This is a genomic window from Variovorax sp. GW531-E2 (genome assembly GCF_059423125.1).
In genome coordinates, this window is the sequence record NZ_JBWKXQ010000036.1 from 17,230 (window position 1) to 42,515 (window position 25,286).

Consider the following 25,286-nt stretch of genomic DNA (forward strand, 5'->3'; position numbering starts at 1 on the left):
ACTCAGCCGGAGATCGAAAACCCGCCGTCGACCGGGATGGCGGTGCCGGTCACGTAGTCGGAGGCGGCGCTGGCCAGGAACACGGCGGTGCCTGCGATGTCCGAAGGCTGGCCCCAGCGGCCGGCGGCGGCACGCGTCTTCACGCGCTCGTACAGGCCCGGGATCTGGGTGCGCGCACCGTCGGTCAGCTCGGTCTCGAACCAGCCCGGCAGGATGGCGTTGACCTGGATCTGGTCGACCGCCCACGAGAGCGCGGTCGACTTGGTGAGCTGCACGATGCCGGCCTTGCTCGCGGCGTAGGCTGGGGCGTAGGGCGCGCCGAAGATCGACATCATCGAGCCGATGTTGATGATCTTGCCGCCGCCCGCAGCCTTGAGGTGCGGGTGCGCGGCGCGGCTGCACAGGAAGGCGCTGGTGAGGTTGGTGTCCATCACCTGGTGCCACTCGGCCAGCGCGAGCTGGTCGACCGGCTTGCGCACCGTGGTGCCGGCGTTGTTGATGAGGATGTCGAGCCGGGCGCAGCGCGCTACGACCTCATCGAAGGCCTTCTGCACCGAGGCTTCGTCGGTCACGTCGAGCGCGAGCGCGAAGCTGTCGCTGCCCAGTGCCTTCAGCGATTCGACCGCGGCGGCCGACTTCTGCGCATTGCGCGCCGCGATGATGACGCGGGCGCCGGCCTTGGCGAGGCCCTGTGCCATGCCGAGACCGATGCCGCCGTTGCCGCCGGTGACGAGTGCGACTTTGCCTGTGAGATCGAACATCAGGTGGTTTCTGGTTTCTTGGAGACGAGCGTCAGGATATCGTAGCTCGCGACCAGCTCGCCGAGCTGGTTGGTCACCTCCACGTCCCAGGCCACCACGCCCTGGCCCTGGCCGCTCGCGTCCTTCTTGTTGCGGTCGATCTTGCGCTTGCAGGTCAGGCGCGCCTGGATGGTGTCGCCGATGCCCACGGGCTTGACGAAGCGCAGCGTGTCCAGGCCGTAGTTGGCCAGCACCGGGCCGGGCGAGGGCGACACGAACAGGCCCGCGGCCGCCGACAGCACGAAGTAGCCGTGCGCGATGCGCTTGCCGAAGGGCGAGGCCTTGGCCGCCTCTTCGTCGAAGTGCATGTAGAAGTAGTCGCCCGAGATGCCGCCGAAGGCGACGATGTCGGCCTCGCCCACGGTGCGGCGGTGCGTGAGCAGCGAGTCACCGATGCGCAGTTCCTCGAAGTAGCGGCGGAAGGGGTGCACCTCGCTCTCGCGCAGCGCGGCGCCGCGCACGTGCTCGCCGGTGACGGCCGCGAGCATGGTGGGCGAGCCCTGCAGCGCGGCGCGCTGCAGGTAGTGCTTCACGGCGCGCAGGCCGCCGAGTTCTTCGCCGCCGCCCGCGCGGCCCGGGCCGCCGTGCTTGAGCACCGGCAGCGGCGAGCCGTGGCCGGTCGATTCGGCGGCGGCTTCGCGGTCCAGCACCAGCAGGCGGCCGTGCCAGGCGGCAGCGACCGGGATGGCCTTGGCGGCGATGGCCGGGTCGCGCGTGACCAGCGTGCCCACGAGGCTGCCCTTGCCGCGCGCGGCCAGCGCCAGCGCTTCGTCGATGCCGTCGTAGGGCATGAGCGTGCTGACGGGGCCGAAGGCCTCGACGTCGTGCGCCGCATCGTGTTCGAGCGGCTTGCGGCTCAGGAGCAGCGTGGGCGCGAAGAACGCGCCTTCGCCCACGCCGTCGCCCACGGGCGCGAAGCCGTCGCGTTCGCCGTACACCAGCTCCGCGCCCTGCAGCAGCGTGGCGACGCGCTCGGCCACGTCGGCCTGCTGGTCGCGCGAGGCGAGGGCGCCCATGCGCACGTCTTCGCGCGACGGATCGCCGATGACGGTCTTGGCCAGGCGCGCGCGCAGCTTCTCGGCCACGGCATCGAGGTGCTGGCGCGGCACGATCGCGCGGCGGATGGCGGTGCACTTCTGGCCGGCCTTGATGGTCATCTCGCGCGCCACTTCCTTCACGAAGAGGTCGAACTCCTCGTCGTCGGGCGTCACGTCGGGCGCGAGGATCGCGCAGTTCAGCGAGTCGGCCTCGGCGTTGAACGGGATCGATTGGCGCACCAGGTTCGCGTTCACGCGCAGCTTCGCGGCCGTGTCGGCCGAGCCGGTGAAGGTGACCACGTCGGGGCCTTCGAGGCGGTCGAGCAGGTCGCCAGTGCTGCCGATCACCAACTGCAGGCTGCCCTCGGGCAGGATGCCCGACTGCACGATGAGCTTCATCAGTGCTTCGGTGAGGTAGCTGGTGGCCGTGGCCGGCTTGCCGATGCAGGGCATGCCCGCCAGGAAGCTGGGCGCGAACTTCTCGAGCAGGCCCCACACCGGGAAGTTGAAGGCGTTGATGTGCACCGCCACGCCGCCGCGCGGCACCAGGATGTGCGTGCCCGCGAAGCCGCCCTTCTTGCCCAGCGGGAAGGCCGGGCCTTCGTGCACGAGGTTGCCCGAGGGCAGCTCGTTGGTGCCGATGCTGGCGTAGGCGCTGAGCGTGCCGGCGCCGCCTTCGATGTCGATCCAGCCGTCGGCGCGCGTGGCACCGGTGTGGGCCGACACGGCATACAGCGCTTCCTTGTTCGCGGCCAGGTACTTGGCCAGCGCCTTCAGGCGTTCGGCGCGCTGCTGGAAGTCGAGCTTCATGAGCGCGGGAATGCCGACGCGGCGCGCATGCGCCAGCGCCTCGGCGAAGTCGATGGCCTCGGCGTGCGTGCTCGCCACGGCCTGGCCGTTGACGGCGCTGCGCAGCGATTGCGCGGCTTGCTGGCCGATCCAGCGGCCGGCGATGTAGCTTTGAAGGGTGGTCATGGCGCGTGTCCTTTGAAGAGGGAAGACGCAGCGGCGCGGAGCGCGCGCTGCGCGGGGGTCATTTCTTGTTGCCGATGCCCAGGTAGGTATCGATGATTCGCTGGTCGTGCAGCAGATCGCCGGCGTTGCCTTCGAGCGCCACGGCGCCCATTTCGAGCACATAGGCGCGGTCGGCCACCTGCAGCGCGGCGCGGGCGTTCTGTTCCACCAGCAGCACCGACACGCCGTGCTTGCGCAGCTGCGACACCACGCGCAGCACCTCGCGCACCACCAGCGGGGCCAGGCCCAGCGAGGGTTCGTCGAGCATCAGCAGGCGCGGGCGCGCCATGAGCGCGCGGCCGATGGCCAGCATCTGGCGTTCGCCGCCGGAGAGCGTGGAGGCCATCTGCGGACGGCGTTCCTTCAGGCGCGGAAAGATCTCGAAGATCTCGTCCATGCGCGCGCGCTGGTCGCGCTGGCCCTTGCGCCACTGGTAGAAGCCGCCGAGCAGCAGGTTGTCTTCGACCGACATCTCGCCGAACAGCTCGCGCCGCTCGGGCACCAGCGCCACGCCGCGCGCCACCATGGTCTCGACGCCGGGGCGCGCGATGCGCTCGCCATCGAGCGACAGCTTGCCGGTCGAGGGCAGCAGGCCCATGGCCGCGCACAGCAGCGTGGTCTTGCCGGCGCCGTTGGGGCCGATCACGGTGACGATCTCGCCTTCGTTCACGTGCAGGCGCACGCTGTGCACCGCCTCGACGGTGCGGTAGGCGACGCAAAAGTCTTCCAGTTGAAGGATCGGGTGGCTCATCGGGCGTCTTCCAGCAGTTCGTCGTCGGCGCCGCCCAGGTAGGCCTCGAGCACGCGCGGGTTGGCCTGCACTTCGGCCGGTGTGCCGGTGGCGATCACGGTGCCGAACTCGAGCACGGTGATGCGGTCGGCGAGGTTCATCACGAACTCCATGTCGTGCTCCACCACGAGGATGCCCAGGCCTTCGGCACGCAGCTGGCCCAGCAGCTCGGAGAGCGCGCGCTTTTCCAGGTGACGCAGGCCGGCGGCGGGTTCGTCCAGCAGCAGCACCGAGGGCTGGCCGGCGAGCGCGCGGGCGATCTCGACCACGCGCTGCTGCCCCAGCGACAGCGACGCGGCCGGCGTGTCGGCGTGCGCGCCGAGGCCGCAGCGCTCGATCTGCTTGCGGGCTTCGGCCATCAGTGCGGCCTCTTCGGCGCGGTCCAGCCGCAGCATGGCCGCGAGCCAGCCGCGCTTGGCGCGCAGGTGCGCGCCGAGCGCCACGTTCTCGACCACGCTGCGCTGGCCCAGCAGGCGCACGTGCTGGAAGGTGCGGCCCAGGCCGCGTGCCGCGAAGGCGCGCGAGGGGCGGCCCGACATGGCATCGCCTTCGAGTCGCACTTCACCCGAGCTGGGGTCGTCCACGCCCGAGATCATGTTGAAGAAGGTGCTCTTGCCCGCGCCGTTCGGGCCGATCAGCGCGTGGATCTCGCCGGCCTTCAGCGTCATCGAGATGTCGTTGTTGGCGATGAGGCCACCGAAGCGCTTGCTGACCGCGTCGGCCTGCAAGAGCAGCGTGCCCGCCGCCGGCAGCACGCGCTGTGCGAGCTGCGCCGCCGGTGCGGCTGCGTTGGCTGCGGGCACCTTGGCCACCGGCCGCACCCAGCGGCTCACGAGCCGCGCCAGCGTGGGCCACAGGCCGTCGGCAAAACGCTGCAGCACGAACAGCATCAGCAGGCCGAACACCACCACCTCGAAGTTGCCACTGGTGCCCAGCAGCGCGGGCAGGATGTCCTGCAGCTTCTCCTTCAGCAGCGTGATCAGCGTGGCGCCGAGCACCGCGCCCCACAGGTGGCCCGCGCCGCCGACCACTGCCATGAACAGCATCTCGATGCCGATGTTCAGGTTGAAGGGCGTCGGGTTCACGAAGCGCTGCATGTGCGCGTAGAGCCAGCCCGACACCGCCGCCAGCAGCGCGGCCAGCACGAACAGCTTGATGCGGTGGCGCGCCGTGTCCACGCCCATCGACTCGGCCATGAGCCGGCCGCCCTTGAGCGCGCGGATGGCGCGGCCTTCGCGCGAGTCGAGCAGGTTGTGCAGCGCCCACAGTGCCAGCAGCAGCACGGCCCAGATCACCACGCCGAGTGCGCGCGGCGAGGCCAGCGAGATGCCTGCGACCACCAGCGGCGGCACGCCCGTGATGCCGGTCTGGCCGCCCAGGAACTCCATGTTGCCGAGCAGGAAGTACAGGCTCAGGCCCCAGGCGATGGTGCACAGCGGCAGGTAGTGGCCCGACAGCTTGAGCGTGACCGCGCCGAGCGCCCAGGCCAGCGCGAAGGTCAGCACCAGCCCGAGCAGCAGGCCGAGCCACGGCACCAGCGCCGAACCGGCGATGCCGCCGAGCCAGCCCGCGGCCGTGGGCGAGGTGCAGATCCACGCGGTGGCATAGGCGCCCATGCCGACGAACGCAGCCTGGCCGAAGGAGGTCATGCCGCCCACGCCGGTCAGCATGACCAGCCCGGCGGCCACCAGCGCGTACAGGCCGATGTTGCTGAGCACCGCGACCGTGAAGTCGGGCAGCCAGCCCCAGGCCAGCGCGAGCGCCACGATGCACGCCAACGTGAGGGTGCGCGGCGTGACCAGCGGACGGCCCGCGTGTGCGGCGGTGGCGGGCGAAGATGAAGTGGACGGCGCGCTCATTCCTCGTCCTCCACATGGTGGCTGCGCAGCGAACGCCACCACAGCACCGGAATGATCAAAGTGAACACCAGCACTTCCTTGTAGGCGCTGGCCCAGAACGAAGAGAAGGCCTCCAGCAGGCCGACCAACAGCGCGCCCGCGAGCGCCAGCGGGTAGCTCGCGAGCCCGCCCACGATGGCGGCCACGAAGCCCTTCAGGCCGATGAGAAAACCGGTGTCGTAGTAGACCGTGGTGATCGGTGCGATCAGCAGGCCCGACACCGCGCCGATGAGCGCCGCGAGCGCAAAGCTCAGGTCGCCCGACAGCTCGGTGGGAATGCCCGAGAGCCGCGCGCCCACGCGGTTGATGGCGGTGGCGCGCAGCGCCTTGCCGACCATGGAGCGTCCGAAGAACCAGAACATCGCGATCACCAGCAGCAGCGTGACGCCCACCACCACGAGCGACTGCCCGCTCACGGGGATGCCGCCGATGTCGAAGCGCACGTCCGAGAACGGCGTGGTGCGCGAACCTTCGGCACCGAAGAAGAACAGGCCCAGGCCGACCAGCACGCCGTGCAGCGCGACCGAGACGATCAGCAGCATCAGCACCGTGGCATCGGCCAGCGGGCGATAGGCCAGGCGATAGAGCAACGGGCCCAGCGGCGCGATCAGCACCAGCGTGGTCACCGCCTGCATCGTCATCGACGTGGGCTTGAGGCCCAGCACCAGCACCGCGGCGATCGCCGGGAAGGCGACGCACCAGGTGAAGGCCGAGCGCCAGTCGATGGTCGCGCCGCGCTTCCAGCGCCACACCTCCACGGCCAGCGCCATGACGCCCAACGCCACCAGCAGCCACAGCGTGGCCGGCGTGCGCCCGCCCTGCAGCGCCGCCATCGAGAGCGCGCCGAAGGCGACGAACTCGCCCTGCGGAATGAAGATCACGCGCGTGACCGAAAACACCAGCACCAGCGCGAGCGCCATCAGTCCGTAGACCGCGCCGTTCACGATGCCGTCCTGCCCCAGCAACAGGGCAATCTGCAAGTCCATAAAACAACCTTCGGGCGTCGCCCGTGATTCAGATCAGGAACACCGAGGAACCGGCTTTGCCGGGCCTCTGGTGTTGCCCCCGGTAGGGGGTAGGAGAAGCGACACGAAGTGCGCGGAGCCTGGGGGCGAGCTCAGGGTTGGAATTTCCAGGCGCCGTTTTCGATCTTGACCATCACGCGCGCGCGCTGGTCCAGGCCCAGGTGGTCGGCCGCGGTCATGTTGAACACGCCATGCGCGCCCGACACGTCCTTGGTCTGCTCGAGCGCATCGCGCAGCGCGGCGCGGAACTCGGGCGTGCCCGGCTGGGCCTTCTTCAGCGCGACCGGCACGGCCGAGCTCATCAAGAGGCCCGCGTCCCAGGCGTGCGCGCCGAAGGTCGAGACCGTGCCCTTGCCGTAGGCGGCTTCATAGGCGGCGACGTAGGCGAGCGCAGACTTCTTCACCGGGTTGCTGGCGGGCAGCTGGTCGGCCACGAGCACCGGGCCGGCCGGCAGGAAGGTGCCGTCGACGTCCTTGCCGCCCACGCGCAGGAAGTCGGCGTTGGCCACGCCGTGCGTCTGGTACATCTTGCCGGTGTAGCCGCGCTCCTTGAGCGTCTTCTGCGGCAGCGCGGCCGGCGTGCCGGAGCCGGCGACCAGCACCGCGTCGGGCTTGGCCGACATGAGCTTCAGCGCCTGGCCGGTGACCGAGGTGTCGGAACGCGCATAGCGTTCGTTGGCGACGATCTTGATCTTCTTCAGGTCGGCGGCTTTCGCGAATTCCTGCGACCAGCCTTCGCCGTACGCGTCGGAGAAACCGATGAAGCCGACCGTCTTCACGCCGTTGGCGGCCATGTGCTCGGCGATGGCCAGCGACATCATGATGTCGTTCTGCGGCGTCTTGAAGACCCACTTCTTCTTGGCGTCCATCGGCTCGATGATGCGGGCCGAGGCGGCCACCGAGATCATCGGCGTCTGCGCTTCGCTGGCCACGTCGATCATCGCGAGCGAGGCCGGCGTGGTGGTCGAGCCCAGGATCACGTCGACCTTGTTCTCGGCGATCAGCTTGCGCGTGTTGTTCACGGCGGCCGTGGTGTCGGAGGCATCGTCCAGCACGATGTAGTTGATCTTCTGCCCGCCGATCGTCTTGGGCATCAGCGCGATGGTGTTCTTCTCGGGGATGCCGAGCGACGCCGCCGGCCCGGTGGCCGAGATGGTCACGCCGACGTTGACGTCGGCCCAGGCCGAGAGGGCCGTGGCGCACAGGGCGGCGATCAGCAGGGGCTTGAAGAATTTCATGGTTGGTTTGTCTCCGGGTTGAAAGGGGAAAGGCCGAGGAAAAAGCCGTGCGTTCAACGCTCGTCGAAGGACAGCGTGACGCGTTCGGTCAGGGGGTGGGCCTGGCAGGTCAGCACAAATCCCGCGGCCACCTCATTCTTGTCGAGCGCGAAGTTTCTTTCCATGCGGACTTCCCCGTCCACGCACTTCGCGCGGCAGGTGCCGCACACGCCCGAGGTGCACGAGAACGGCACCTCGAGCCCGGCCGCCGAGGCCGCATCGAGGATGCTGGGCTGGCCCTCGGTGTAGGTGATCTCGCGCTGCAGGCCGTCGCGCACGATGGTCACGCGCGCCTGCTTGGCGTCGCCCGGCTGCGCCTCGTGCACCACCGCGCCGACCTGGCTGGCCGAAGGCAGCGCGACGCCGAAGCGCTCGATGTGGATGCGGTCCTCGGGCACGCCCGCGGCGAGCAGCGCGGCCTCGGCCTCGTCGTTCATCTGGAACGGGCCGCACACGTACACGTGGTCGATCTGCGCGGCGGGCACCACCGAGGCCAGGAACTCGCCGATCTTCTCGCGGTTCATCACGCCGAAGCCCAGCGGCGAATCGGTGTGCTCGTCGGAGAAAACGTGCTGCAGCACGAGGCGCGTCATGTAGCGGTTCTTCAGGTCCTCGATCTCTTCCTTGAACATCGTGGACTGCAGCTGGCGGTTGCCGTAGATCAGCGTGAAGCGGCTCTTGGGCTCGCGCGCCAGCACGGTCTTCATGATCGACAGGATCGGCGTGATGCCACTGCCGCCGGCGATGCCGACGTGGTGGCGCGCGGCCTCGGGCTCGATGGGCACGAAGAAGCGGCCTTGCGGCGCCATCACCTGCAGGCTGTCGCCGGGTTGCAGGTGCGCGTTGATCCAGTTGGAGAACACGCCGCCGCGCACCTTGCGCACGCCGACGCGCAGCTCGCCGTCGTCGAGGCCGGCGCAGATCGAATAGGAACGGCGCAGGTCCTGGCCGTCGATGTCATGGCGCAGCGTGAGGTACTGGCCCTGCGTGAAGCCGAAGACTTCGCGCAGCGCGGGCGGCACCTCGAACGAGACGATGACGGCCTCGTGCGTGTCGGGCTCGATGGCCTTCACGCGCAGGGGGTGGAAGAGGGTGCTCATCGTGGGCGTGCCTCAGATAGGCTTGAAATGTTCGAAAGGTTCGCGGCAGGCCATGCAGCGATAGAGCGCCTTGCAGGCGGTGGAGCCGAAGGCCGACAGCCGCTCGGTGCGCTCGCTGGCGCAGCGCGGGCAGGCGATGCGCTCGCCGGCCATGCGGCCGAACAGCTTGATCGGCACGGCGGTGTTGGAGGCCTGCTCGGGCGTGAGGTGCGCGGGCGGCGCGATGCCGTAGGCCTTGAGCTTGTCGCGGCCTGCGTCGCTGATCCAGTCGCTGGTCCAGGCGGGTGCGCGGCGCAGCGTGGCGCGCGCACGGCCCAGGCCTGCGTTCTCGATGGCGGCCAGCACGTCGTGCTCGATGGCTTCGGTGGCGGGGCAGCCGGAGTAGGTCGGCGTGAGCACGATCTCCAGGCCGTCGTCGTGCTCGATCACCTCGCGCACGATGCCCAGGTCGCAGACCGACACGGCCGGCACCTCGGGGTCGGGCACGGTGTGCAGCACGGCCCACGCCGCATCAATGCGCGACGCCAGTGCGTTCGTCACCACACGCCTCCGGGGAAGCTGCGCTGCAGGTGCTGCATCTCGGCCAGGATGTAGCCCATGTGCTCGCTGTGCACGCCGTGCTTGCCGGTGCTGCGGAACGCGGCTTCCTTCGGCATGGCGAGACCGGCGGCGTCGAGCACCTGCTGCATCTCGGCCAGCCACGGTTCGCGCAGTTCGCTCCAGGCCGGGCCGAGGCCGCTGGCGCTGGCTTGTGCATCGACGTCGTCGCTGTCGAACAGCTCGGGCACGTAGAGCCACAGCTGCTTGAGCGCCTTCTCGGTGCGGCGGCGCGATTCGTCGGTGCCGTCGCCCAGGCGCACGACCCAGTCGGCCGAGTGCTGCTGGTGGTAGCGCGCTTCCTTCAGCGCCTTGCCGGCGATGGCGGCCACCTCGGCGTCGCTTGATGCGGCCAGGCGTTGCCACAGCAGCTTGAGCAGCGTGGCGACCATGGTGTTGCGCAGCACGGCAAAGGCGAAGTCGCCGCGCGGCAGCTCGACCAGCGTGAGGTTGAAGTAGTCGCGCTCGTCGCGCAGGTAGGCGAGCTGGTCTTCGTCGTGCGCGCGGCCGGCGCCTTCGAGCTGGCCGGCGTGCGTGAGCACCGCGCGGGCCTGGCCGACGAGGTCGAGCGCGATGTTGGCCATCGCGATGTCTTCTTCGAGCACCGGTGCGTGGCCGCACCATTCGCCCAGGCGCTGCGCGAGCACCAGGCAGGTGTCGCCGATGCGCAGCAGGTAGTGCACGGCGGGCGTGCGGTTCAGTTCGATCGAGGCTTGCATGGCGTGCCGCTCGCTCACATGTGGTCCACGGACTTGGGCAGCGCGTAGAAGGTGGGGTGGCGGTACACCTTGTCTTCGGCCGGGTCGAAGAACATGTCCTTGTCGCCAGGGTCGCTGGCCACGATCTGGTCGGAGCGCACCACCCAGATGCTGCTGCCTTCCTGGCGGCGCGTGTAGACGTCGCGCGCCATCTGGATCGCCATCTTCGGGTCGGCCGCGTGCAGGCTGCCGCAGTGCTTGTGGTCCAGGCCGGCCTTGCTGCGCACGAACACTTCCCACAGGGGCCACTCTTGCTTCACTTCGGTGCTCATGCTGCTTCCTTCATCGGTTGTTTGTTGGCGTGGGCCATCGCGGCTTCGCGCACCCAGGCGCCGTCGTCCCAGGCATCGACCCGGGCCTGCAGGCGTTCGCGATTGCAGGGGCCGTCGCCGGCGATCACGCGCCAGAACTCGCTCCAGTCGATGACGCCGAAGTCGTGCGCCTGGCGTTCTTCGTTCCACTTCAGGTCGGGGTCGGGCAGCGTCACGCCGAGGATCGCGGCCTGCTCGACGGTGGCGTCGATGAACTTCTGGCGCAGCTCGTCGTTGCTGAAGCGCTTGATGCCCCAGCGCATCGACTGCGCCGAGTTGGGCGACTGGTCGTCGGGCGGGCCGAACATCATGATCGAGGGCCACCACCAGCGGTTGACCGCGTCTTGCACCATCGCCTTCTGCGCGTCGGTGCCCTGCTTCATCATCGTCAGCAGTGCTTCGTAGCCCTGGCGCTGGTGAAAGCTCTCTTCGCGGCAGATGCGGATCATCGCGCGCGCATACGGCGCGTACGAGCAGCGGCAGATCGGCACCTGGTTCATGATGGCCGCGCCGTCGACCAGCCAGCCGATGGTGCCCATGTCGGCCCAGCTGAGCGTGGGGTAGTTGAAGATCGAGCTGTACTTGGCCTTGCCCGTGTGCAACGCGTCGAACATCTGGTCGCGCGAGGTGCCCAGCGTTTCGGCGGCGGCGTACAGGTACAGGCCGTGGCCGCCTTCGTCCTGCACCTTGGCCAGCAGGATGGCCTTGCGCTTGAGCGTGGGCGCGCGGCTGATCCAGTTGCCCTCGGGCAGCATGCCGACGATTTCCGAATGCGCGTGCTGGCTGATCTGGCGCACCAGCGTCTTGCGGTAGTGCTCGGGCATCCAGTCTTTCGCCTCGATGAAGTCGCCCGCGTCGATGCGCGCGTCGAAGCGTTCCTCGAGACGCAACTCGTCGGCGGAGCGCACGGCCTTCTGCTTGCCGTCGCCTGCGTCCTTGCCCATCGTGTCCATGGCCTGGGTGTACATGTGCGTGTCCTTTCGGTGCGGTGTGTGGGGGCGCGGGCGCTCAGCGCGGGCGCGTGTCGACGACGCGCCGGGCCTTGCCGGTCTGCGTGCGTTCCATTTCGTCGGGGCCGTGCACGACCACGCGGGTGGAGATGCCGATGAGCGTCTTCACGCGGTGCTGCACCCACTCGGAAATCGCGTTGCGGTCGGCCGCGGCGGCTTCGTGCGGCGTGAGTTCGCAGTGCACCTCGACCTGGTCGAGCAGGCCTTCGCGGCTCACGCGCACCTGGTACAGGCCGGTGAGGGCGCTGTGCGCGAGCACGATCTCTTCCACCTGGGTGGGGAAGACGTTGACGCCGCGGATGATCATCATGTCGTCGCTGCGCCCGACGATCTTGCCCATGCGGCGGAACGCGCGCGAGGTGGGCGGCAACAGGCGCGTGAGGTCGCGCGTGCGGTAGCGCACGATCGGCATGGCCTCCTTGCTCAGCGAGGTGAAGACCAGTTCGCCTTCTTCGCCGTCGGCCTTCAGCTCGCCCGTTTCGGGGTCGATGATCTCGGGGTAGAAGTGGTCTTCCCAGATCACCGGGCCATCCTTGCTCTCGACGCATTCGCTGGCCACGCCCGGGCCCATCACTTCACTCAGGCCGTAGATGTCGACGGCGTCGATGCCGGCGCGCGTCTCGATGTCGCGGCGCATGGCCTCGGTCCACGGCTCGGCGCCGAAGATGCCGACCTTGAGCGAGCTGTCTTTGGCGTCGAGGCCCTGGCGCTCGAACTGCTCGATGATCACCTGCATGTAGCTGGGCGTGACCATGATGATGTCGGGCTTGAAGTCCTGGATGAGCTGGACCTGTTTCTCGGTCTGGCCGCCCGACATCGGGATGACGGTGCAGCCGGCGCGCTCGGCGCCGTAGTGCGCGCCCAGGCCGCCGGTGAAGAGGCCGTAGCCGTAGGCCACGTGGATCATGTCGCCGGGCCGTCCGCCCGCCGCGCGGATCGAGCGCGCAACGAGGTCGGCCCAGGTGTCGATGTCGTTCTTCGTGTAGCCCACCACGGTCGGCTTGCCGGTGGTGCCCGACGACGCGTGGATGCGCGCCACCTGCGTGCGCGGCACGGCGAACATGCCGAAGGGGTAGTTGTCGCGCAGGTCGGTCTTCACCGTGAACGGGAATTTCGACAGGTCGGCCAGCGACTTCAGGTCGTCGGGGTGCACGCCCTTGGCATCGAAGGCCTGGCGGTAGTGCGGCACGTGGTCGTAGGCGTTGCGCAGTGTGGCGCGCAGGCGCGTGAGCTGCAGGGCGGCGATCTCGTCGCGGCTGGCGGTTTCGATCGGCTCGAGGTCGCCGGGGGCGGGGCGTTTCACGGTCATGGTGTTGTGTCTCCTCAAGCGGCCGGGACGGCCGGCCGGCCCTTGGCGGTGTACGAGCGTCCGCGGAACATCGCGATGCGCTCGCCGCGCTGGTTGGTGATTTCGGTGTCGTACACGCCGGTGCGCCCGGCCTTGGAGACTTCGAAGCAGCGTGCGGTGAGCACGTCGCCCTCGCGCGCCGGCGCGAGGAAGTCGATGGCGAAGCCCGAGGCCACGGTCAGCTCGTTGTACGAGTTGCAGGCGAAGGCGAAGGTGGAGTCGGCCAGCGTGGCCATGAAGCCGCCGTGGCAGATGGCGTGGCCGTTGAGCATGTCGGGGCGCACACGCATCTCGAGCGTGGCCTGGCCGGGGCCGACCTCCACGATGCGCATGCCCAGGCCCTTGCTGGCGTTGTCGTTCGCGAACATGCCGTCGCGCACGTACTCGGCGGTCTGTTGCGGGGTGCGGGAGGAAGCGTCGGTCATCTCAGCGGTCCTTGAACACCGGGGCGCGCTTGGCGCGGAAAGCCTCGACACCTTCGCGGTAGTCGTCGGCGTTGCCCATCTCGCGTTGGATGCGCGCTTCTTCGGCAAGTGCCGCGCCCAGGTCGAGGTTTTGCGCGGCGGCCATCGCTTCGCGGGTGGCGACCAGCGCGCGCGTGGGCATGCCGGCCAGGCGCGCCGCCAGCGCGGCGGCGGTGTCGGCCAGGGCCGCGTCGTCCACGCACTGCCAGATGAGGCCGATGCGGGCGGCTTCTTCGGCCGGGAGCTTGTCGCCCAGCATCGCGATGCCCAGCGCGCGCGCCGGGCCCACGAGGCGCGGCAGCAGCCAGGTGCCGCCGGTGTCGGGCACGAGGCCGATCTTGGTGAAGGCCTGGATGAAGCTGGCCGAGCGGCCCGCCACCACGAGGTCGCAGCACAGCGCGAGGTTGGCGCCCGCGCCGGCCGCCACGCCGTTGACGGCGGCAACCACCGGCACCGGCATCGAGCGCAGGCGCGCGACCAGCGGGCCGTAGTAGGTGGAGATGACGTGGCCCAGGTCCTTTGGCGCGGCGCCCGGCGTGGGGTCGGGCGCGACCGACGGGTCGGCCAGGTCCTGCCCCGCGCAGAAGGCGCGGCCGGCACCGGTGAGCACCACGCAGCGCACGCTGCTGTCGGCGGCAGCGGCTTCGAGCGCGGCCAGCAGTTCGGCATGCAACCCGGTCGTGAAGCTGTTGAGTGCCGCAGGGCGGTTCAGGCTCAGCGTGCGGACGGCGCCGGCGTTGCTGATGAGTACCAAAGGCTCAGTCATGCGTGTCTCTTTCATCCTTTGTGGGGACGGTTCGGTGCGTAAACACTATTGACCGACCGTTCGGTTGATTTTAGGATCGACCTCGATTCCGGCACAAGCGGGGTGCATTCAGGGCAAACCCTAGGAAGGTGTGAATGAATCCGGCGTGACCGAGCAGCCCGTCCAGGCACGTCCCCTCAAGGCGCAAAGCGCAGCCATAGCTCGGGCTATGGCGAGCATTTGCAACGCAGAGGGGGCGCGCCTGGGTGGGATGAGCGGGCATGCCGGGTTTGTTCACACCTTCCCCAACCCGCGAAAAAACAAGGAGACCGAATGCCCAGCTATTCCATCGACGGTGTGATCCCGGTGGTCGACCCGAGCGCCTACGTGCATCCCACGGCCGTGCTGATCGGCGACGTGATCGTCGGCCCGCACTGCTACGTCGGCCCCTGCGCCAGCCTGCGCGGCGACTTCGGCCGCATCGTCTTGCAGGAAGGCTCCAACGTGCAGGACCACTGCTGCATCCACGGCTTTCCCGACAACGACACGGTGGTGGAGGTCAACGGCCACATCGGCCACGGCGCGATCCTGCACAGCTGCATCGTGCGGCGCGACGCGCTGGTGGGCATGAACGCGGTGGTGATGGACGAGGCCGAGGTGGGCGAGAAAGCCATCGTCGCGGCCTGCGCCTTCGTGCCCGCCGGCATGAAGGTGCCCGCGCGCTCGCTCGCGGCGGGCATCCCGGCCAAGGTGCGGCGCGAGCTCAGCGACGAAGAGATCGCCTGGAAGCTCGAAGGCACGCAGACCTACCAGGCGCTGACGGTGCGCAGTCTGGCCAGCCTGCACGAGGTGGCGCCGCTCGCCGAGGTGGAAAAAGACAGGCCGCGCCTGCCTGCCACCGACGTGAAATCCCTGATCGCCACCCGCCGCGGATAGCCCTGCGGCTTCATGCAAGATCGCGACTGCTGCAACCCAGCAACCGACAGACAACCCAGGAAGAAGACCCGATGCCGCGTGGAAGATCCGCCACCTACGACGACCAGCGCGAACTGATCCTCGCGCAGGCCGCCCAGTTGTTCGCCCGCCGCGGCTACCCCGCGACCTCGATGAACCAGGTCGCCGAGGCCTGCAACCTCTCGAAGGCCACGCTCTACCACTACTACAAGGACAAGAGCAGCCTGCTCATCAGCATCGCCGAGACGCACGTCTCGAAGCTGGCGGCGCTGGTGGCCGAGGAAGAGGCCCAGCCCTCTACCGACGAGGAGCGCCTGCGCCGCTTCATCTACCGCATCGTCGAGGAGTACGCCGGCGCGCAGGACGCGCACCGCGTGCTGACCGACGACGTGCGCTTTCTCGAGGACGAGGACCGCGAGCGCGTGCTCGACCAGGAGCGCGCCGTGGTCGCCGGCTTTGCGCGCGCCGTGTCGGCGCTGCGCCCCGGCGCACCGAGCGACGAGCTCGCCAAGCCGCTGACCATGCTGCTGTTCGGCATGATCAACTGGATGTTCACCTGGATGAAGCCCGGCGGCCGGCTCGACCACGCGGCCATTGCGCCGATCGTGGCCGACCTGTTCCTGGGCGGGGTGGGGGCGGTGAAGCTGCCGCCTGCTGCACCCTCGGCGAGCGCTAAAGAATCCGGTTGAACCAGAGCAGCGACAGCCCCGCCGACAGCAGCGTGAGCACCGCAGCGCCCAGCGCGAACAGCGCCGAGATCTCGGTTTCCTTCTTCTCCACGGTGAGCTTGGAACTCAGCGTCTCGTAGACCTTCTTCAGGTCGCTCGCGGTGCCGGCGTAGAAATATTCGGCGCTGGTCTTGTTGGCGATGGCCTTGAGGGTTTCTTCGTCCAGCCGCACGCGCATCGACCAGCCTTCGAAGCCGATGGTCTCGCCGTCGACCGTGCCCACGCCCACCGTGTAGATGCGCACGCCGCGGTCGGCCGCGGCCTTGGCGGCGTCCAGCGGGTCGACGCCGGTGGTGCGCTGGCCGTCGGTCAGCATGATGATCGCGGCCGAGGTGAACGAGCCGGGCGCCACGGGCGTGAATTCCTTGAGCTGCTTCTCGTTCTGGTCGATCGGGATGCCGCGCTGGCGGCTGGGCGCGCTGAACTGCGAGATGTCGATGCCCGCGTCGGGAAACAGCGTGGCCAGCGACACCACGATGGCGTTGCCCGTGGCCGTGGCGCGCTGCAGCTGGAAGCTGTCGATGGCCGTCACGAGGTCGTCGTGGTTGGTGGTGGGCAGCTGCGCCACCTGCGCGCTGCCCGCGAAGGCGACGATGCCCACCTTCACGTGGCGCGGCAGGTCCTTGATGAAGCTCTTGGCCGCCTCCTGCGCCGCCACCAGCCGGTTGGGCTGCACGTCGGCCGCGCGCATGCTGCCCGACACGTCCATCGCCAGGATGATGGTCTGCTGGTTCGACGGCAGCACCACCACGGCCATCGGCCGCGCCGCCGCCACGAGCATCGCGGTGATGGCCACCAGGAACAGCAGCGGCGGAATGTGGCGCCGCAGGCTCTGGCCCGGGCCCATGGCCTCGCGCACGATCGACAGGCTGGCGTAGCGCACCGCCATCTTCTTCTTGCGGCGGATCAGCCAGACATACAGCAGCACCAGCAGCGGCAAGGCCGCCAGCAGCCAGAGGAATTGAGGCCAGAGGAATGTCATGCCGCCACCACCGCCTTCCCGCCACCCGCTGCGACGCCGCGGACCCGGCGCTTGCGCAGGTCCGCGAATCGCACGATGGCTTCGACCAGATCGTCGTTGGTCGAGAGTTCGAGGGCGTCGACGCCGGCCCGGGCCAGCGACTCGCGCAGGGTGGTCTCGCGTTCGGCGGCCAGCCGCGCGAAGCGTTTGCGGAACCCCGCGTCATGGGTGTCGACCCACAGCTGCTCGCCGGTCTCGGCGTCGCGCAGCGGCACCAGGCCGAGGTCGGGCAGCTCGAGCTCGAGCGGATCGAACAGGCGCACGGCAATCACTTCGTGCCGCTGCACCAGTTGGCCCAGCGGGCGCTCCCAGCCGGGCTCGCTGAGAAAGTCTGAGACGACGAACACGGTGGAGCGGCGCGGCATGAGCGCGGCGGCGGAGGTCAGCAGGTCGGCCAGGCGCGTCATGCCTTTCTGCGCGGGTGCGGCCTCGGCCTGGTTCGCGCGCTTTTCCATCGCGTGCAGCAGGTGCAGCACATGGCGGCGGCCGGTGCGCGGCGGGATCACGGCCTCGAGGTCGCGGCCGTAGACCAGCGCGCCGACGCGGTTGCCGTGCCGCGTGAGCAGCCGCGCGAGCACGCCGACGAAGCCGGCCGAGATCTCGCGCTTGGCCTTCAGGCCCGAGCCGAAATCGACCGAGCGGCTCAGGTCGAGCACGAACCATGCGGCCATCTCGCGGTCTTCGGTGAACACGCGCACGTGCGGCGTCTGCAGCCGCGCGGTGACGTTCCAGTCGATGTGGCGCACGTCGTCGTGGTGCTGGTACTCGCGCAGGTCGGCCAGGTCCAGGCCGGTGCCGCGCATCAGCGTGCGGTAGTCGCCCTGCAGCAGGCCGTCGAGGCGGCGGATCACGGTCCATTCGAGCCGGCGCAGCGCGCGTTCGGCCCCGCCGGCTTCGATCGCGAGCCGGTCGTCGTTCGCGGCCTCGGGGGCCTTACGCCACCAGCTTTTCATGTTCGAGGGGCTTGGGAGGAGCGGGAACGGCCTTCATGATCTTCTCGATCAGCCCGTCGGGCGTGAGCCCTTCGGACAGGCCTTCGTAGGAGAGCGTCACGCGGTGGCGCAGCACATCGGGCACCAGCGCGCTCATGTCTTCGGGCAGCGCGTAGCTGCGACCGCGCAGCAGCGCCAGGGCGCGCGCGCCTTCGGTGAGGCTGATGCTGGCGCGCGGGCTGGCGCCGAAGGTGATGAAGCGGCGCAGGTCCTTCAGGCCGTGCTTCTCGGGCGTGCGCGTGGCCGACACGAGTTTGACGGCGTACTGGATCAGCGAAGGGTCGACGTACACGCGCCGCGCCTCGGCCTGCAGCTCGGCCAGCTGTTCGGTGGTGGCGACCGGCGTGGCCGTGACCACCGGGCCGATCACGCGCTGCACGATCACGAACTCTTCCTCGTCGCTCGGGTAGTCGACCATCACCTTCATCATGAAGCGGTCGACCTGCGCCTCGGGCAGCGGGTAGGTGCCCTCGGTCTCGATGGGGTTCTGCGTCGCCATCACGAGGAAGGGACGCGGCACCTTGTGCGTTTCGCCGGCGATGGTGACCTGCCGCTCCTGCATCACTTCGAGCAGCGCGCTTTGCACCTTGGCCGGCGCGCGGTTGATTTCGTCGGCCAGGAGCAGGTTGGCGAACACCGGCCCCAGCGAGGTGCTGAACTCGCCCGTCTTCTGGTTGTAGATGCGCGTGCCCACCAAGTCGGCCGGCACCAGGTCGGGCGTGAACTGGATGCGCTTGAACTGGCCGCGCACGGTGTCGGCCAGCGTCTTGATGGTGAGCGTCTTGGCCAGCCCCGGCACGCCTTCGACCAGCAGGTGGCCGCCCGCGAGCATCGCGACCATCACGCGCTCGAGAAAGCGGTCCTGCCCCACGACCACGCGCTTCACCTCGTAGAGGATCTGCTCCATCAGCTCGGCGGTGGCGGGGGCTGTTGCAAAGGTCGACGAGGTCGGGTTTTCTGTGCTCATGCGAAGGGCTTTCGAAGAAATCAGAAAGGCGGCGAGCCGGCCGCCGAGGCGGCGTTCTCGATCGGCACCGCGAAGCCGATGCCGATGAAGGTGCGCTGCTGCGTCGGGTTGAGGATGGCGGTGACGATGCCCAGCACCTCGCCGTCCATGTTGATGAGCGGGCCGCCCGAATTGCCGGGGTTGGCGGCGGCGTCGAACTGGATCAGGTTACCCAGCTCCTGCTTGCCCTCGGGCGAACGGAAGGAGCGCTTCAGTCCCGACACCACGCCGGCCGACACCGAGGGCCCGATGCCGAAGGGAAAGCCCACGGCCGCCACCTGGTCGCCGGAGCGCAGGTCGGCGGTGGAGCGCATCACGGCGGGGATCAGGTCGTCGGGGATCTTCTGCGCCTGCAGCACGGCCAGGTCGTTCTCGGGCTGCACGCCGGTGATGACGGCCACCGCTTCGAGCCCGTCGGCGAAGGTGACCTTGATCTTCTCGGCGCCGGCGACCACGTGCAGGTTGGTGAGGATCACGCCCTTGTCGACGATCACCACGCCCGTGCCCACGCCGCGCTCGACCTCGCCCGGCGTGCCGCCGTCGGCGGGCGCCTCGGGCGGCTTGCCCTTGGCCATGTTGCGACCGCGCTTCTGGGTCTTGGCCTCGGGCGTGGCCTTCTCGGGGCCGTAGCCGACCACGCGCACGACGGAGGGCCGCACGATGTCGGCGGCCTTGGCCGCGGGCGAGGGCAGGGTGGCGGTCTGCAGCGTGCGCAGCACGGCGGCGTCGATGTCTTTCTGCGTGAGCGCCTTGGCGCCCTGGCGCGGTGCCCAGAAGGCGCCGCCGGCGGCGATGGCGATGCAGCTGACGGTGAGCAGCGCGAAGGCGCGGCGGCCCGGCTGCCAGCGTGCGCGAGGGGGTGGGGCTTGCACGGCGTCGGCCTCGGCCACAGCCGCGGCATCCGCCGGCGACCCGGCCGCCGGTGCTGCGGCCGGCGGCAGCGTGCGGGGCGAGCGGCTGTAGAAAGCGGGCCTGCGCATCGGAGCACCTCCGGCTAATAAGACGCGAGAAGGAGTTCACAGTAGCACGCTTTCCGCGCCTGTGCATCCCTTCGGGCATCATCGCGCGATGGCTGCGTTTGTCGATACCCACTGTCACCTTGATGCGCCCGAATTCGGGGCGGAGATGCCCGTCATCCGCGCCCGCGCGGCGGCGCAGGGCGTGGTGCTGTGCGTCATTCCGGCGGTGGCGGCCTTCAACTTCGCCACCGTGCGCGAGCTGGCGCACGCGCAGGGCGACGCCTACGCGCTGGGCATCCACCCGCTGTGCACGGGGCAGGCGAGCGATGCGGACCTGCAGACGCTCGACGACGAGCTGCACGCGCGCCGCGACGATCCGCGCCTGGTGGCGGTCGGCGAGATCGGGCTCGACTACTTCGTCGAAGGCCTGGACGCCGATAGACAGGAACGCTTCTTTCACACTCAGTTGCAACTGGCGCGCAAGCACGGGCTGCCCGTGCTCATCCATGTGCGGCGCTCGGTCGACAAGGTGCTCAAGCATCTGCGCCAGACCGCGGGCGGACGGCCCTGGCAGGGCATCGCCCACGCGTTCAACGGCAGCGAGCAGCAGGCGCAGGCCTGCATCGAGATCGGCCTGAAGCTGGGCTTCGGCGGCGCCGTGACCTTCGAGCGTGCGCTGCAACTGCGCCGCCTCGCGGCCACCCTGCCGATGGACGCATTGGTGATGGAAACCGACGCGCCCGACATCCAGCCGCACTGGCTGTACCGCACGCAGGCGCAACGCGACGCGGGCCAGGCGCAGGGCCGCAACGAGCCCGGCGAGCTGCCGCGCATCGCCGAAGTGGTCGCGCAGCTGCGGGGCATCGACATCGCGTCGCTGGCCGAAAACACCACGCGCAATGCGGTGGCAGCCCTGCCGAAGCTCCAAAGTCTGCTGAACGTGTCGGAGGGGCGTCCGCCCGCCGCGTAGGCCAAGTTCCCGAGTTGCGCCAGCGCAGGTCATCGGGCCCTTTTTGCTGTCATCCTTGAAGTTCGAAGTGACGTTGGTTGTCCAGTGGCACTGTCGTCACTCCGCACTTCACTCAAAAAAGGAGTCTTTCATGACCACATCTTTTGTTCGTACCCTGCCCGTCGCGCTCGCACTGGCGCTGGCCTCCATCGGTGTGTCGGCCATCGCGCAGACCACCGCGGCCGAGCCCACGACCACCGAGAAGGTGAAGGAAGCCGGCAAGGACGCCGTCGATGCGACCGCACGCGGCACCGAAAAGGCCTGGGACGCCACCAAGAGCACGACCAAGAAGGCCGTGAACGCCACCGAAAGCGGCGCCGAGAAGGCCTGGGATGCCACCAAGAGCGGCACCAAGAAGGCAGCCAACGCCACCGAGCGCGGCACCAAGAAGGCCTGGAACGCGACCAAGAACACCACCAAGAAGGCCACCACCGCCACCAAGAAGGCGGCCGTGAAGACCGGCGACGCGGTGGAAACGGCCGGCCACAAGACGGCCGACGGCATGCGCAGCGCCGGCAAGGCGATCGGCGAGAAGGTGCCGGGCACGGCCGAGAACGAAGCGGCCAAGAAGCCGTAACTTCCATGCGCCGGGCTTCGGTCCGTGCTTGACGAAAGAACCCGCTTCGGCGGGTTTTTTCATGGGCGTTCGGGCCCGCCGCGTGGCAATGCCAAGATACCGCCCATGAAACCGACCGCCGTCCCGTCCCCGACCGTTGCCGACAGCGCCGGCATGGTGCTGACTGGCCTTGCGCCCATCGTCTCGCCCCACACACGTGTGCTCATCCTCGGCAGCTTCCCGGGCGTCAAGTCGCTCGAGCGGCAGCAGTACTATGCGCATCCCCAAAATCAGTTCTGGAAGATCTTGCAAGCCCTCTGGCCCGACCCCCTGCTTCCGACGGGCGCAGACAGCTACCGCGCGCGCTGCGACTGGCTGCTCGATCGCGGCCTCGGCGTGTGGGACGTGTACGGCGCCTGCGAGCGCGAGGGCAGCCTCGACACCGCGATCCGCTCGCCGGTCGTGAACGACATCGCCGGCCTGCAACTGCCGAAGCTCGCCGCCATCGCCCACAACGGCGGCGAGAGCTTCAAGCACGCACGCCACACGCGCACCCTCGGGGTGCCGGTGTATTCGCTGCCCTCCACCAGCCCCGCCAACGCGTCGTGGTCCTTCGAGCGCAAGCTCGCGGCCTGGCGCGAGGTCTTCGTTGCCCACCACCTTCTCTGATGGCTTCTTCCGCTTCTTCCAAGAAAACCCTCGTCCTGCCCGAAGTCAATTTTTCCGACTGGGGCGACATCCGCTACCTGCACCTGGGCACCGAATGGGTCCAGGGCTCGATGAAGCTCGACGCGCCCTTCGAGATCGAGCTCGAGTACGTGCAGCGCATGATGGCCTGGCTGCTGTTCGTCGACAGCAAGGGCGTGGGCAACCGCCACGCGATGCAGCTGGGCCTGGGCGCGGCCACGCTCACCAAGTTCAGCCGCAAGACGCTGCGCATGCGCACCACCGCGGTCGAGCTGAACCCGCAGGTGGTGTCGGCCTGCCGCGGCTGGTTCAAGCTGCCGGCCGACGACCTGAAGCTGCGCGTGGTGATCGCCGACGCCGCCGAGGAAATCCGCAAGCCCGAATGGCAGGGCACGGTCGATGCGCTGCAGGTCGACCTGTACGACCACGAGGCCGCCGCGCCGGTGCTCGACAGCGAAGCCTTCTATGCCGACTGCCGCGCGCTGCTCACCGACGACGGCTGCATGACGGTCAACCTGTTCGGCCGCTCGTCGAGCTACGAGCGCAGCCTCGAGAAAATCGCCGCCGCCTTCGGCGCCGACGCGGTCTGGGCCTTCAAGCCGACGCGCGAAGGCAACACGGTGGTGCTGGCCCAGCGCACGGCGTCGCGCCCGAAGCGCGAGGTGCTTGCCGAGCGCGCCCAAACCATCCAGACTCGCTGGGGCCTGCCCGCGCCGAAATGGCTGCGGGTGTTCAAGCCGATGACGCTTTCCCTCACCACCTGATTCCCGCTTCATGAGCGCTGTACCCGCCGCCGCTTCCGCTGCTGCCCGCCACGAAGGTCCGCTCGACCTGCGTCGCCTGATCGAATGGCTCGCCACCGACGGCGTGATCTCGCCGATGGAGGCCAAGCGCACCATCGCGCGCTGCGCCCAGGCCGAGAGCCGGCAGGCGCCACTGGTGCGCCTGGCCAACGTGGCCATGACGCGCGAGGCCGACGGCAAGCCGCTCGACCTCGAGGCGCTCACGCAATGGCTCGCCGGCCGCGCCGGCCTGGCCTACCTGCGCATCGATCCGCTCAAGGTCGACGTGGGCAAGGTGGCCGACACCATGAGCGCCGGCTACGCCGAGCGCCACAAGGTGCTGCCCGTGCAGGTGCTGCCGAACGAGGTGGTGGTGGCCACGGCCGAACCCTTCCTCACCGACTGGATCGCCGAGGTCGAGCGCCAGTCCAAGCGCACCGTGCGCCGCGTGGTGGCCAACCCGTCGGACATCCAGCGCTACACGGCCGAGTTCTTCGCGCTCGCCAAGTCGGTGCGCGCCGCGCAGAAGGCCGGCGGCAACACCGGCGGCGCGAGCTTCGAGCAGCTGGTCGAGCTGGGCAAGAGCACCAAGCAGCTCGACGCGAATGACCAGAGCGTGGTGCAGGTGGTCGACTGGCTGTGGCAGTACGCCTTCGACCAGCGCGCCAGCGACATCCACCTGGAGCCGCGCCGCGAGCAGGGCGTGATCCGCTTTCGCATCGACGGCATCCTGCACCCCGCCTACCAGATGCCCATGGGCGTGATGAACGCGATGGTCGCGCGCATCAAGCTCCTGGGCCGCATGGACGTGGTCGAAAAGCGCCGTCCGCTCGACGGCCGCATCAAGACCCGCAACATGCGCGGCGACGAAATCGAAATGCGCCTGTCGACCTTGCCGACCGCCTTCGGCGAGAAGATGGTGATGCGCATCTTCGACCCCGACACCGCGGTGAAGGACCTCGACGCGCTGGGCTTCGCGCAGCACGACGCGCAGCGCTGGGAACAGCTGGTCACGCGGCCCAACGGCATCATCCTGGTGACCGGGCCCACGGGCTCGGGCAAGACCACCACGCTGTACTCCACGCTCAAGCGCGTGGCGACCGAAGAGGTCAACGTGAGCACGGTCGAAGACCCGATCGAAATGATCGAGCCTTCGTTCAACCAGACCCAGGTGCAGCCGCAGCTCGACTTCGGCTTCACCGAGGGCCTGCGCGCGCTGATGCGGCAGGACCCGGACATCATCATGGTCGGCGAAATCCGCGACCTCGCCACCGCCGAGATGGCGGTGCAGGCCGCGCTCACCGGCCACCTCGTGTTCAGCACGCTGCACACCAACGACGCGCCCAGCGCCATCACGCGGATGATGGAACTGGGCGTGCCCTCGTACCTCATCACCGCCGTGATGCTGGGCGTGCTCGCGCAGCGCCTCGTGCGCACGCTGTGCCCGCATTGCAAGCAGCCCGACGACGCGGTCACGCGCGAGAGCCTTGAGGCCATCGTCAAGCCGTGGCAGATCACCGGCCCCGTGCGCGCCTACAAGCCGGTGGGCTGCGTCGATTGCCGCATGACCGGCTACATGGGCCGCATGGGCCTGTACGAACTGCTGAGCGTGACCGAGCCGTTCAAGGACCAGGTCACCAAGGAGCCCAACCTCACGGGCCTGCGGCGCCAGGCCGTGATCGACGGCATGCGGCCGCTGCGCCTGGCCGGCGCGCTGCGCGTGGCCGAGGGCGTGACAACCATCGAGGAAGTGCTCAGCGCCACGCCTCCTCTCGAGTAGAAACAGGTGCCTCGGGTCCGACGAGGCATGAGTCATTTCGGGTTATCCCTAGTCCTTCGGTTAGTGGAATCCACATCGGCCTGACCGGAGGCTGACTCGACAATCCCGCATCGAAATTGTTCGAGGAGACTGTTCGTGAAAATCAAAAGTCAGAAAGACTTTTTCTCGGGACTGATGTTCACCGTCGTGGGCGTGGCGTTCGCATGGGGCGCCACCACCTACAGCGTGGGCAGCGGCGCCCGCATGGGTCCGGGTTACTTCCCGCTCATGCTGGGCATCCTGATGGCGCTGATCGGCCTGGGCATCATGTTCAGCGGGCTCACCGTTGAAACGACCGATGGCGAAAAGATCGGCAAGTGGGCCTGGAAGCAAGTGGTGTTCATCCTGGGCGCCAACCTCGCCTTCGGCGTGCTGCTCGGCGGCCTGCCGAGCATCGGCGTGCCGGCCATGGGCATGATCATCGCGATCTACGCGCTCGTGATCATCGCCAGCCTCGCGGGCCACGAGTTCAAGCTGCCCACCGTGCTGATCCTGGCCACCGTTCTGGCCATCGGCAGCTACGTTGCATTCATCTGGGCGCTGAAGCTGCAGATCCAGGTCTGGCCGACCTTCATCGGTTGAGAGAAGAAAGCTGCTCA

The 25,286-nt window shown here is 68.8% G+C and carries 26 protein-coding genes; 8 read left to right on the forward strand and 18 right to left on the reverse strand.

Annotation, left to right across the window (positions count from 1 at the left end; translation table 11 throughout):
• Positions 1-2: 2 nt before the first annotated feature.
• The 14 genes from AC07XP_RS20230 to AC07XP_RS20295 all read right to left on the reverse strand — a co-directional run bounded on the left by AC07XP_RS20230 (position 3) and on the right by AC07XP_RS20295 (position 14,195).
• On the reverse strand, positions 3-761 hold the full coding sequence (locus AC07XP_RS20230; protein WP_495265675.1) for an SDR family NAD(P)-dependent oxidoreductase: 759 nt from the start codon (positions 759-761) through the stop codon (positions 3-5).
• Positions 761-2,812, reverse strand: coding sequence for a phenylacetic acid degradation bifunctional protein PaaZ (gene paaZ / locus AC07XP_RS20235; RefSeq protein ID WP_495265676.1), 2,052 nt, complete (start codon positions 2,810-2,812; stop codon positions 761-763). Before paaZ ends, AC07XP_RS20230 begins: the two co-directional genes overlap by 1 nt.
• A 58-nt stretch (positions 2,813-2,870) precedes the next feature.
• Positions 2,871-3,602: an ABC transporter ATP-binding protein gene (locus tag AC07XP_RS20240; protein WP_487847872.1), complete on the reverse strand. Its 732-nt coding sequence runs from the start codon at positions 3,600-3,602 to the stop codon at positions 2,871-2,873.
• A complete protein-coding gene (locus AC07XP_RS20245) occupies positions 3,599-5,500 on the reverse strand; it encodes a branched-chain amino acid ABC transporter ATP-binding protein/permease (protein ID WP_495265677.1) in 1,902 nt (633 codons plus the stop codon). Before AC07XP_RS20245 ends, AC07XP_RS20240 begins: the two co-directional genes overlap by 4 nt.
• Positions 5,497-6,525: a branched-chain amino acid ABC transporter permease gene (locus tag AC07XP_RS20250; protein WP_062478648.1), complete on the reverse strand. Its 1,029-nt coding sequence runs from the start codon at positions 6,523-6,525 to the stop codon at positions 5,497-5,499. The genes AC07XP_RS20245 and AC07XP_RS20250 overlap by 4 nt, the downstream gene beginning before the upstream one ends.
• 131 nt (positions 6,526-6,656) lie before the next feature.
• A complete protein-coding gene (locus AC07XP_RS20255; RefSeq protein WP_070063655.1) occupies positions 6,657-7,802 on the reverse strand; it encodes an ABC transporter substrate-binding protein in 1,146 nt (381 codons plus the stop codon).
• A 53-nt stretch (positions 7,803-7,855) separates the two neighbouring features.
• Positions 7,856-8,941 (reverse strand): 1,2-phenylacetyl-CoA epoxidase subunit PaaE, encoded by a 1,086-nt coding sequence (gene paaE / locus AC07XP_RS20260; protein WP_062478643.1) that lies wholly within the window; start codon positions 8,939-8,941, stop codon positions 7,856-7,858.
• A gap of 12 nt (positions 8,942-8,953) precedes the next feature.
• Positions 8,954-9,484: a 1,2-phenylacetyl-CoA epoxidase subunit PaaD gene (paaD, locus tag AC07XP_RS20265; protein ID WP_495265678.1), complete on the reverse strand. Its 531-nt coding sequence runs from the start codon at positions 9,482-9,484 to the stop codon at positions 8,954-8,956.
• Positions 9,478-10,257, reverse strand: a complete 780-nt coding sequence (gene paaC / locus AC07XP_RS20270) for a 1,2-phenylacetyl-CoA epoxidase subunit PaaC (protein WP_095949436.1) — start codon at positions 10,255-10,257, stop codon at positions 9,478-9,480. The genes paaD and paaC overlap by 7 nt, the downstream gene beginning before the upstream one ends.
• 14 nt (positions 10,258-10,271) lie before the next feature.
• Positions 10,272-10,568, reverse strand: coding sequence for a 1,2-phenylacetyl-CoA epoxidase subunit PaaB (paaB, locus tag AC07XP_RS20275; protein WP_062478634.1), 297 nt, complete (start codon positions 10,566-10,568; stop codon positions 10,272-10,274).
• Positions 10,565-11,575, reverse strand: a complete 1,011-nt coding sequence (gene paaA / locus AC07XP_RS20280) for a 1,2-phenylacetyl-CoA epoxidase subunit PaaA (RefSeq protein ID WP_495265679.1) — start codon at positions 11,573-11,575, stop codon at positions 10,565-10,567. The genes paaB and paaA overlap by 4 nt, the downstream gene beginning before the upstream one ends.
• A 40-nt stretch (positions 11,576-11,615) precedes the next feature.
• Positions 11,616-12,926 carry a phenylacetate--CoA ligase PaaK gene (gene paaK / locus AC07XP_RS20285; protein ID WP_495265680.1) on the reverse strand — a complete coding sequence of 437 codons (1,311 nt, stop codon included), beginning with the start codon at positions 12,924-12,926 and terminating at the stop codon, positions 11,616-11,618.
• A 14-nt stretch (positions 12,927-12,940) separates the two neighbouring features.
• The gene (gene paaI / locus AC07XP_RS20290) at positions 12,941-13,390 is read right to left on the reverse strand and encodes a hydroxyphenylacetyl-CoA thioesterase PaaI (RefSeq protein ID WP_495265681.1); all 450 of its coding nucleotides are present in this window, start codon (positions 13,388-13,390) and stop codon (positions 12,941-12,943) included.
• A 1-nt stretch (position 13,391) separates the two neighbouring features.
• The gene (locus AC07XP_RS20295) at positions 13,392-14,195 is read right to left on the reverse strand and encodes an enoyl-CoA hydratase-related protein (RefSeq protein WP_495265682.1); all 804 of its coding nucleotides are present in this window, start codon (positions 14,193-14,195) and stop codon (positions 13,392-13,394) included.
• A 312-nt stretch (positions 14,196-14,507) separates the two neighbouring features.
• Here AC07XP_RS20295 and AC07XP_RS20300 point away from each other — a divergent pair, with 312 nt between their 5' ends.
• Both AC07XP_RS20300 and AC07XP_RS20305 read left to right on the forward strand, forming a co-directional pair.
• Positions 14,508-15,110, forward strand: coding sequence for a phenylacetic acid degradation protein PaaY (locus AC07XP_RS20300; RefSeq protein ID WP_159278218.1), 603 nt, complete (start codon positions 14,508-14,510; stop codon positions 15,108-15,110).
• Positions 15,111-15,181: 71 nt separating this feature from the next.
• A complete protein-coding gene (locus AC07XP_RS20305; RefSeq protein WP_495265683.1) occupies positions 15,182-15,817 on the forward strand; it encodes a TetR/AcrR family transcriptional regulator in 636 nt (211 codons plus the stop codon).
• Here AC07XP_RS20305 and AC07XP_RS20310 read toward each other — a convergent pair.
• Genes AC07XP_RS20310 through AC07XP_RS20325 form a run of 4 tightly spaced genes read right to left on the reverse strand, consistent with a single transcriptional unit; the run spans position 15,801 to position 19,855 of the window.
• A complete protein-coding gene (locus AC07XP_RS20310) occupies positions 15,801-16,838 on the reverse strand; it encodes a VWA domain-containing protein (RefSeq protein WP_062478619.1) in 1,038 nt (345 codons plus the stop codon). The genes AC07XP_RS20305 and AC07XP_RS20310 overlap by 17 nt on opposite strands.
• Complete coding sequence (locus AC07XP_RS20315) at positions 16,835-17,830, reverse strand: DUF58 domain-containing protein (protein WP_159278217.1); 996 nt, start codon at positions 17,828-17,830, stop codon at positions 16,835-16,837. The genes AC07XP_RS20310 and AC07XP_RS20315 overlap by 4 nt, the downstream gene beginning before the upstream one ends.
• Positions 17,811-18,836, reverse strand: coding sequence for an AAA family ATPase (locus AC07XP_RS20320; protein WP_095949404.1), 1,026 nt, complete (start codon positions 18,834-18,836; stop codon positions 17,811-17,813). Before AC07XP_RS20320 ends, AC07XP_RS20315 begins: the two co-directional genes overlap by 20 nt.
• A gap of 20 nt (positions 18,837-18,856) precedes the next feature.
• Positions 18,857-19,855, reverse strand: a complete 999-nt coding sequence (locus tag AC07XP_RS20325; RefSeq protein WP_070063643.1) for a S1C family serine protease — start codon at positions 19,853-19,855, stop codon at positions 18,857-18,859.
• Positions 19,856-19,943: 88 nt separating this feature from the next.
• On the opposite strand from AC07XP_RS20325, the gene AC07XP_RS20330 reads away from it, so the two are divergent.
• The 6 genes from AC07XP_RS20330 (at position 19,944) to AC07XP_RS20355 (ending at position 25,269) form a co-directional block, all read left to right on the forward strand.
• Positions 19,944-20,804, forward strand: a complete 861-nt coding sequence (locus tag AC07XP_RS20330) for a TatD family hydrolase (protein WP_307696309.1) — start codon at positions 19,944-19,946, stop codon at positions 20,802-20,804.
• 130 nt (positions 20,805-20,934) lie between these two features.
• On the forward strand, positions 20,935-21,420 hold the full coding sequence (locus AC07XP_RS20335) for a hypothetical protein (protein WP_062479399.1): 486 nt from the start codon (positions 20,935-20,937) through the stop codon (positions 21,418-21,420).
• Positions 21,421-21,525: 105 nt separating this feature from the next.
• Complete coding sequence (locus AC07XP_RS20340; protein WP_095743885.1) at positions 21,526-22,068, forward strand: DNA-deoxyinosine glycosylase; 543 nt, start codon at positions 21,526-21,528, stop codon at positions 22,066-22,068.
• A complete protein-coding gene (locus tag AC07XP_RS20345) occupies positions 22,068-22,850 on the forward strand; it encodes a class I SAM-dependent methyltransferase (protein WP_062479405.1) in 783 nt (260 codons plus the stop codon). Before AC07XP_RS20340 ends, AC07XP_RS20345 begins: the two co-directional genes overlap by 1 nt.
• 10 nt (positions 22,851-22,860) lie before the next feature.
• Entirely contained in the window at positions 22,861-24,648 is a 1,788-nt protein-coding gene (tfpB, locus tag AC07XP_RS20350; protein ID WP_495265684.1) for a type IV pilus assembly ATPase TfpB, read from the forward strand.
• A gap of 135 nt (positions 24,649-24,783) precedes the next feature.
• Positions 24,784-25,269, forward strand: a complete 486-nt coding sequence (locus tag AC07XP_RS20355; RefSeq protein ID WP_062479410.1) for a tripartite tricarboxylate transporter TctB family protein — start codon at positions 24,784-24,786, stop codon at positions 25,267-25,269.
• Positions 25,270-25,286 lie beyond the last annotated feature (17 nt).

Bases quoted from the DNA above. Each gene is read 5' to 3' on its own strand.
- AC07XP_RS20230 (WP_495265675.1), bottom strand. From the start codon at position 761: ATGTTCGATCTCACAGGCAAAGTCGCACTCGTCACCGGCGGCAACGGC.
- paaZ (WP_495265676.1), bottom strand. From the start codon at position 2,812: ATGACCACCCTTCAAAGCTACATCGCCGGCCGCTGGATCGGCCAGCAA.
- AC07XP_RS20240 (WP_487847872.1), bottom strand. From the start codon at position 3,602: ATGAGCCACCCGATCCTTCAACTGGAAGACTTTTGCGTCGCCTACCGC.
- AC07XP_RS20245 (WP_495265677.1), bottom strand. From the start codon at position 5,500: ATGAGCGCGCCGTCCACTTCATCTTCGCCCGCCACCGCCGCACACGCG.
- AC07XP_RS20250 (WP_062478648.1), bottom strand. From the start codon at position 6,525: ATGGACTTGCAGATTGCCCTGTTGCTGGGGCAGGACGGCATCGTGAAC.
- AC07XP_RS20255 (WP_070063655.1), bottom strand. From the start codon at position 7,802: ATGAAATTCTTCAAGCCCCTGCTGATCGCCGCCCTGTGCGCCACGGCC.
- paaE (WP_062478643.1), bottom strand. From the start codon at position 8,941: ATGAGCACCCTCTTCCACCCCCTGCGCGTGAAGGCCATCGAGCCCGAC.
- paaC (WP_095949436.1), bottom strand. From the start codon at position 10,257: ATGCAAGCCTCGATCGAACTGAACCGCACGCCCGCCGTGCACTACCTG.
- paaB (WP_062478634.1), bottom strand. From the start codon at position 10,568: ATGAGCACCGAAGTGAAGCAAGAGTGGCCCCTGTGGGAAGTGTTCGTG.
- paaA (WP_495265679.1), bottom strand. From the start codon at position 11,575: ATGTACACCCAGGCCATGGACACGATGGGCAAGGACGCAGGCGACGGC.
- paaK (WP_495265680.1), bottom strand. From the start codon at position 12,926: ATGACCGTGAAACGCCCCGCCCCCGGCGACCTCGAGCCGATCGAAACC.
- paaI (WP_495265681.1), bottom strand. From the start codon at position 13,390: ATGACCGACGCTTCCTCCCGCACCCCGCAACAGACCGCCGAGTACGTG.
- AC07XP_RS20295 (WP_495265682.1), bottom strand. From the start codon at position 14,195: ATGACTGAGCCTTTGGTACTCATCAGCAACGCCGGCGCCGTCCGCACG.
- AC07XP_RS20300 (WP_159278218.1), top strand. From the start codon at position 14,508: ATGCCCAGCTATTCCATCGACGGTGTGATCCCGGTGGTCGACCCGAGC.
- AC07XP_RS20305 (WP_495265683.1), top strand. From the start codon at position 15,182: ATGCCGCGTGGAAGATCCGCCACCTACGACGACCAGCGCGAACTGATC.
- AC07XP_RS20310 (WP_062478619.1), bottom strand. From the start codon at position 16,838: ATGACATTCCTCTGGCCTCAATTCCTCTGGCTGCTGGCGGCCTTGCCG.
- AC07XP_RS20315 (WP_159278217.1), bottom strand. From the start codon at position 17,830: ATGAAAAGCTGGTGGCGTAAGGCCCCCGAGGCCGCGAACGACGACCGG.
- AC07XP_RS20320 (WP_095949404.1), bottom strand. From the start codon at position 18,836: ATGAGCACAGAAAACCCGACCTCGTCGACCTTTGCAACAGCCCCCGCC.
- AC07XP_RS20325 (WP_070063643.1), bottom strand. From the start codon at position 19,855: ATGCGCAGGCCCGCTTTCTACAGCCGCTCGCCCCGCACGCTGCCGCCG.
- AC07XP_RS20330 (WP_307696309.1), top strand. From the start codon at position 19,944: ATGGCTGCGTTTGTCGATACCCACTGTCACCTTGATGCGCCCGAATTC.
- AC07XP_RS20335 (WP_062479399.1), top strand. From the start codon at position 20,935: ATGACCACATCTTTTGTTCGTACCCTGCCCGTCGCGCTCGCACTGGCG.
- AC07XP_RS20340 (WP_095743885.1), top strand. From the start codon at position 21,526: ATGAAACCGACCGCCGTCCCGTCCCCGACCGTTGCCGACAGCGCCGGC.
- AC07XP_RS20345 (WP_062479405.1), top strand. From the start codon at position 22,068: ATGGCTTCTTCCGCTTCTTCCAAGAAAACCCTCGTCCTGCCCGAAGTC.
- tfpB (WP_495265684.1), top strand. From the start codon at position 22,861: ATGAGCGCTGTACCCGCCGCCGCTTCCGCTGCTGCCCGCCACGAAGGT.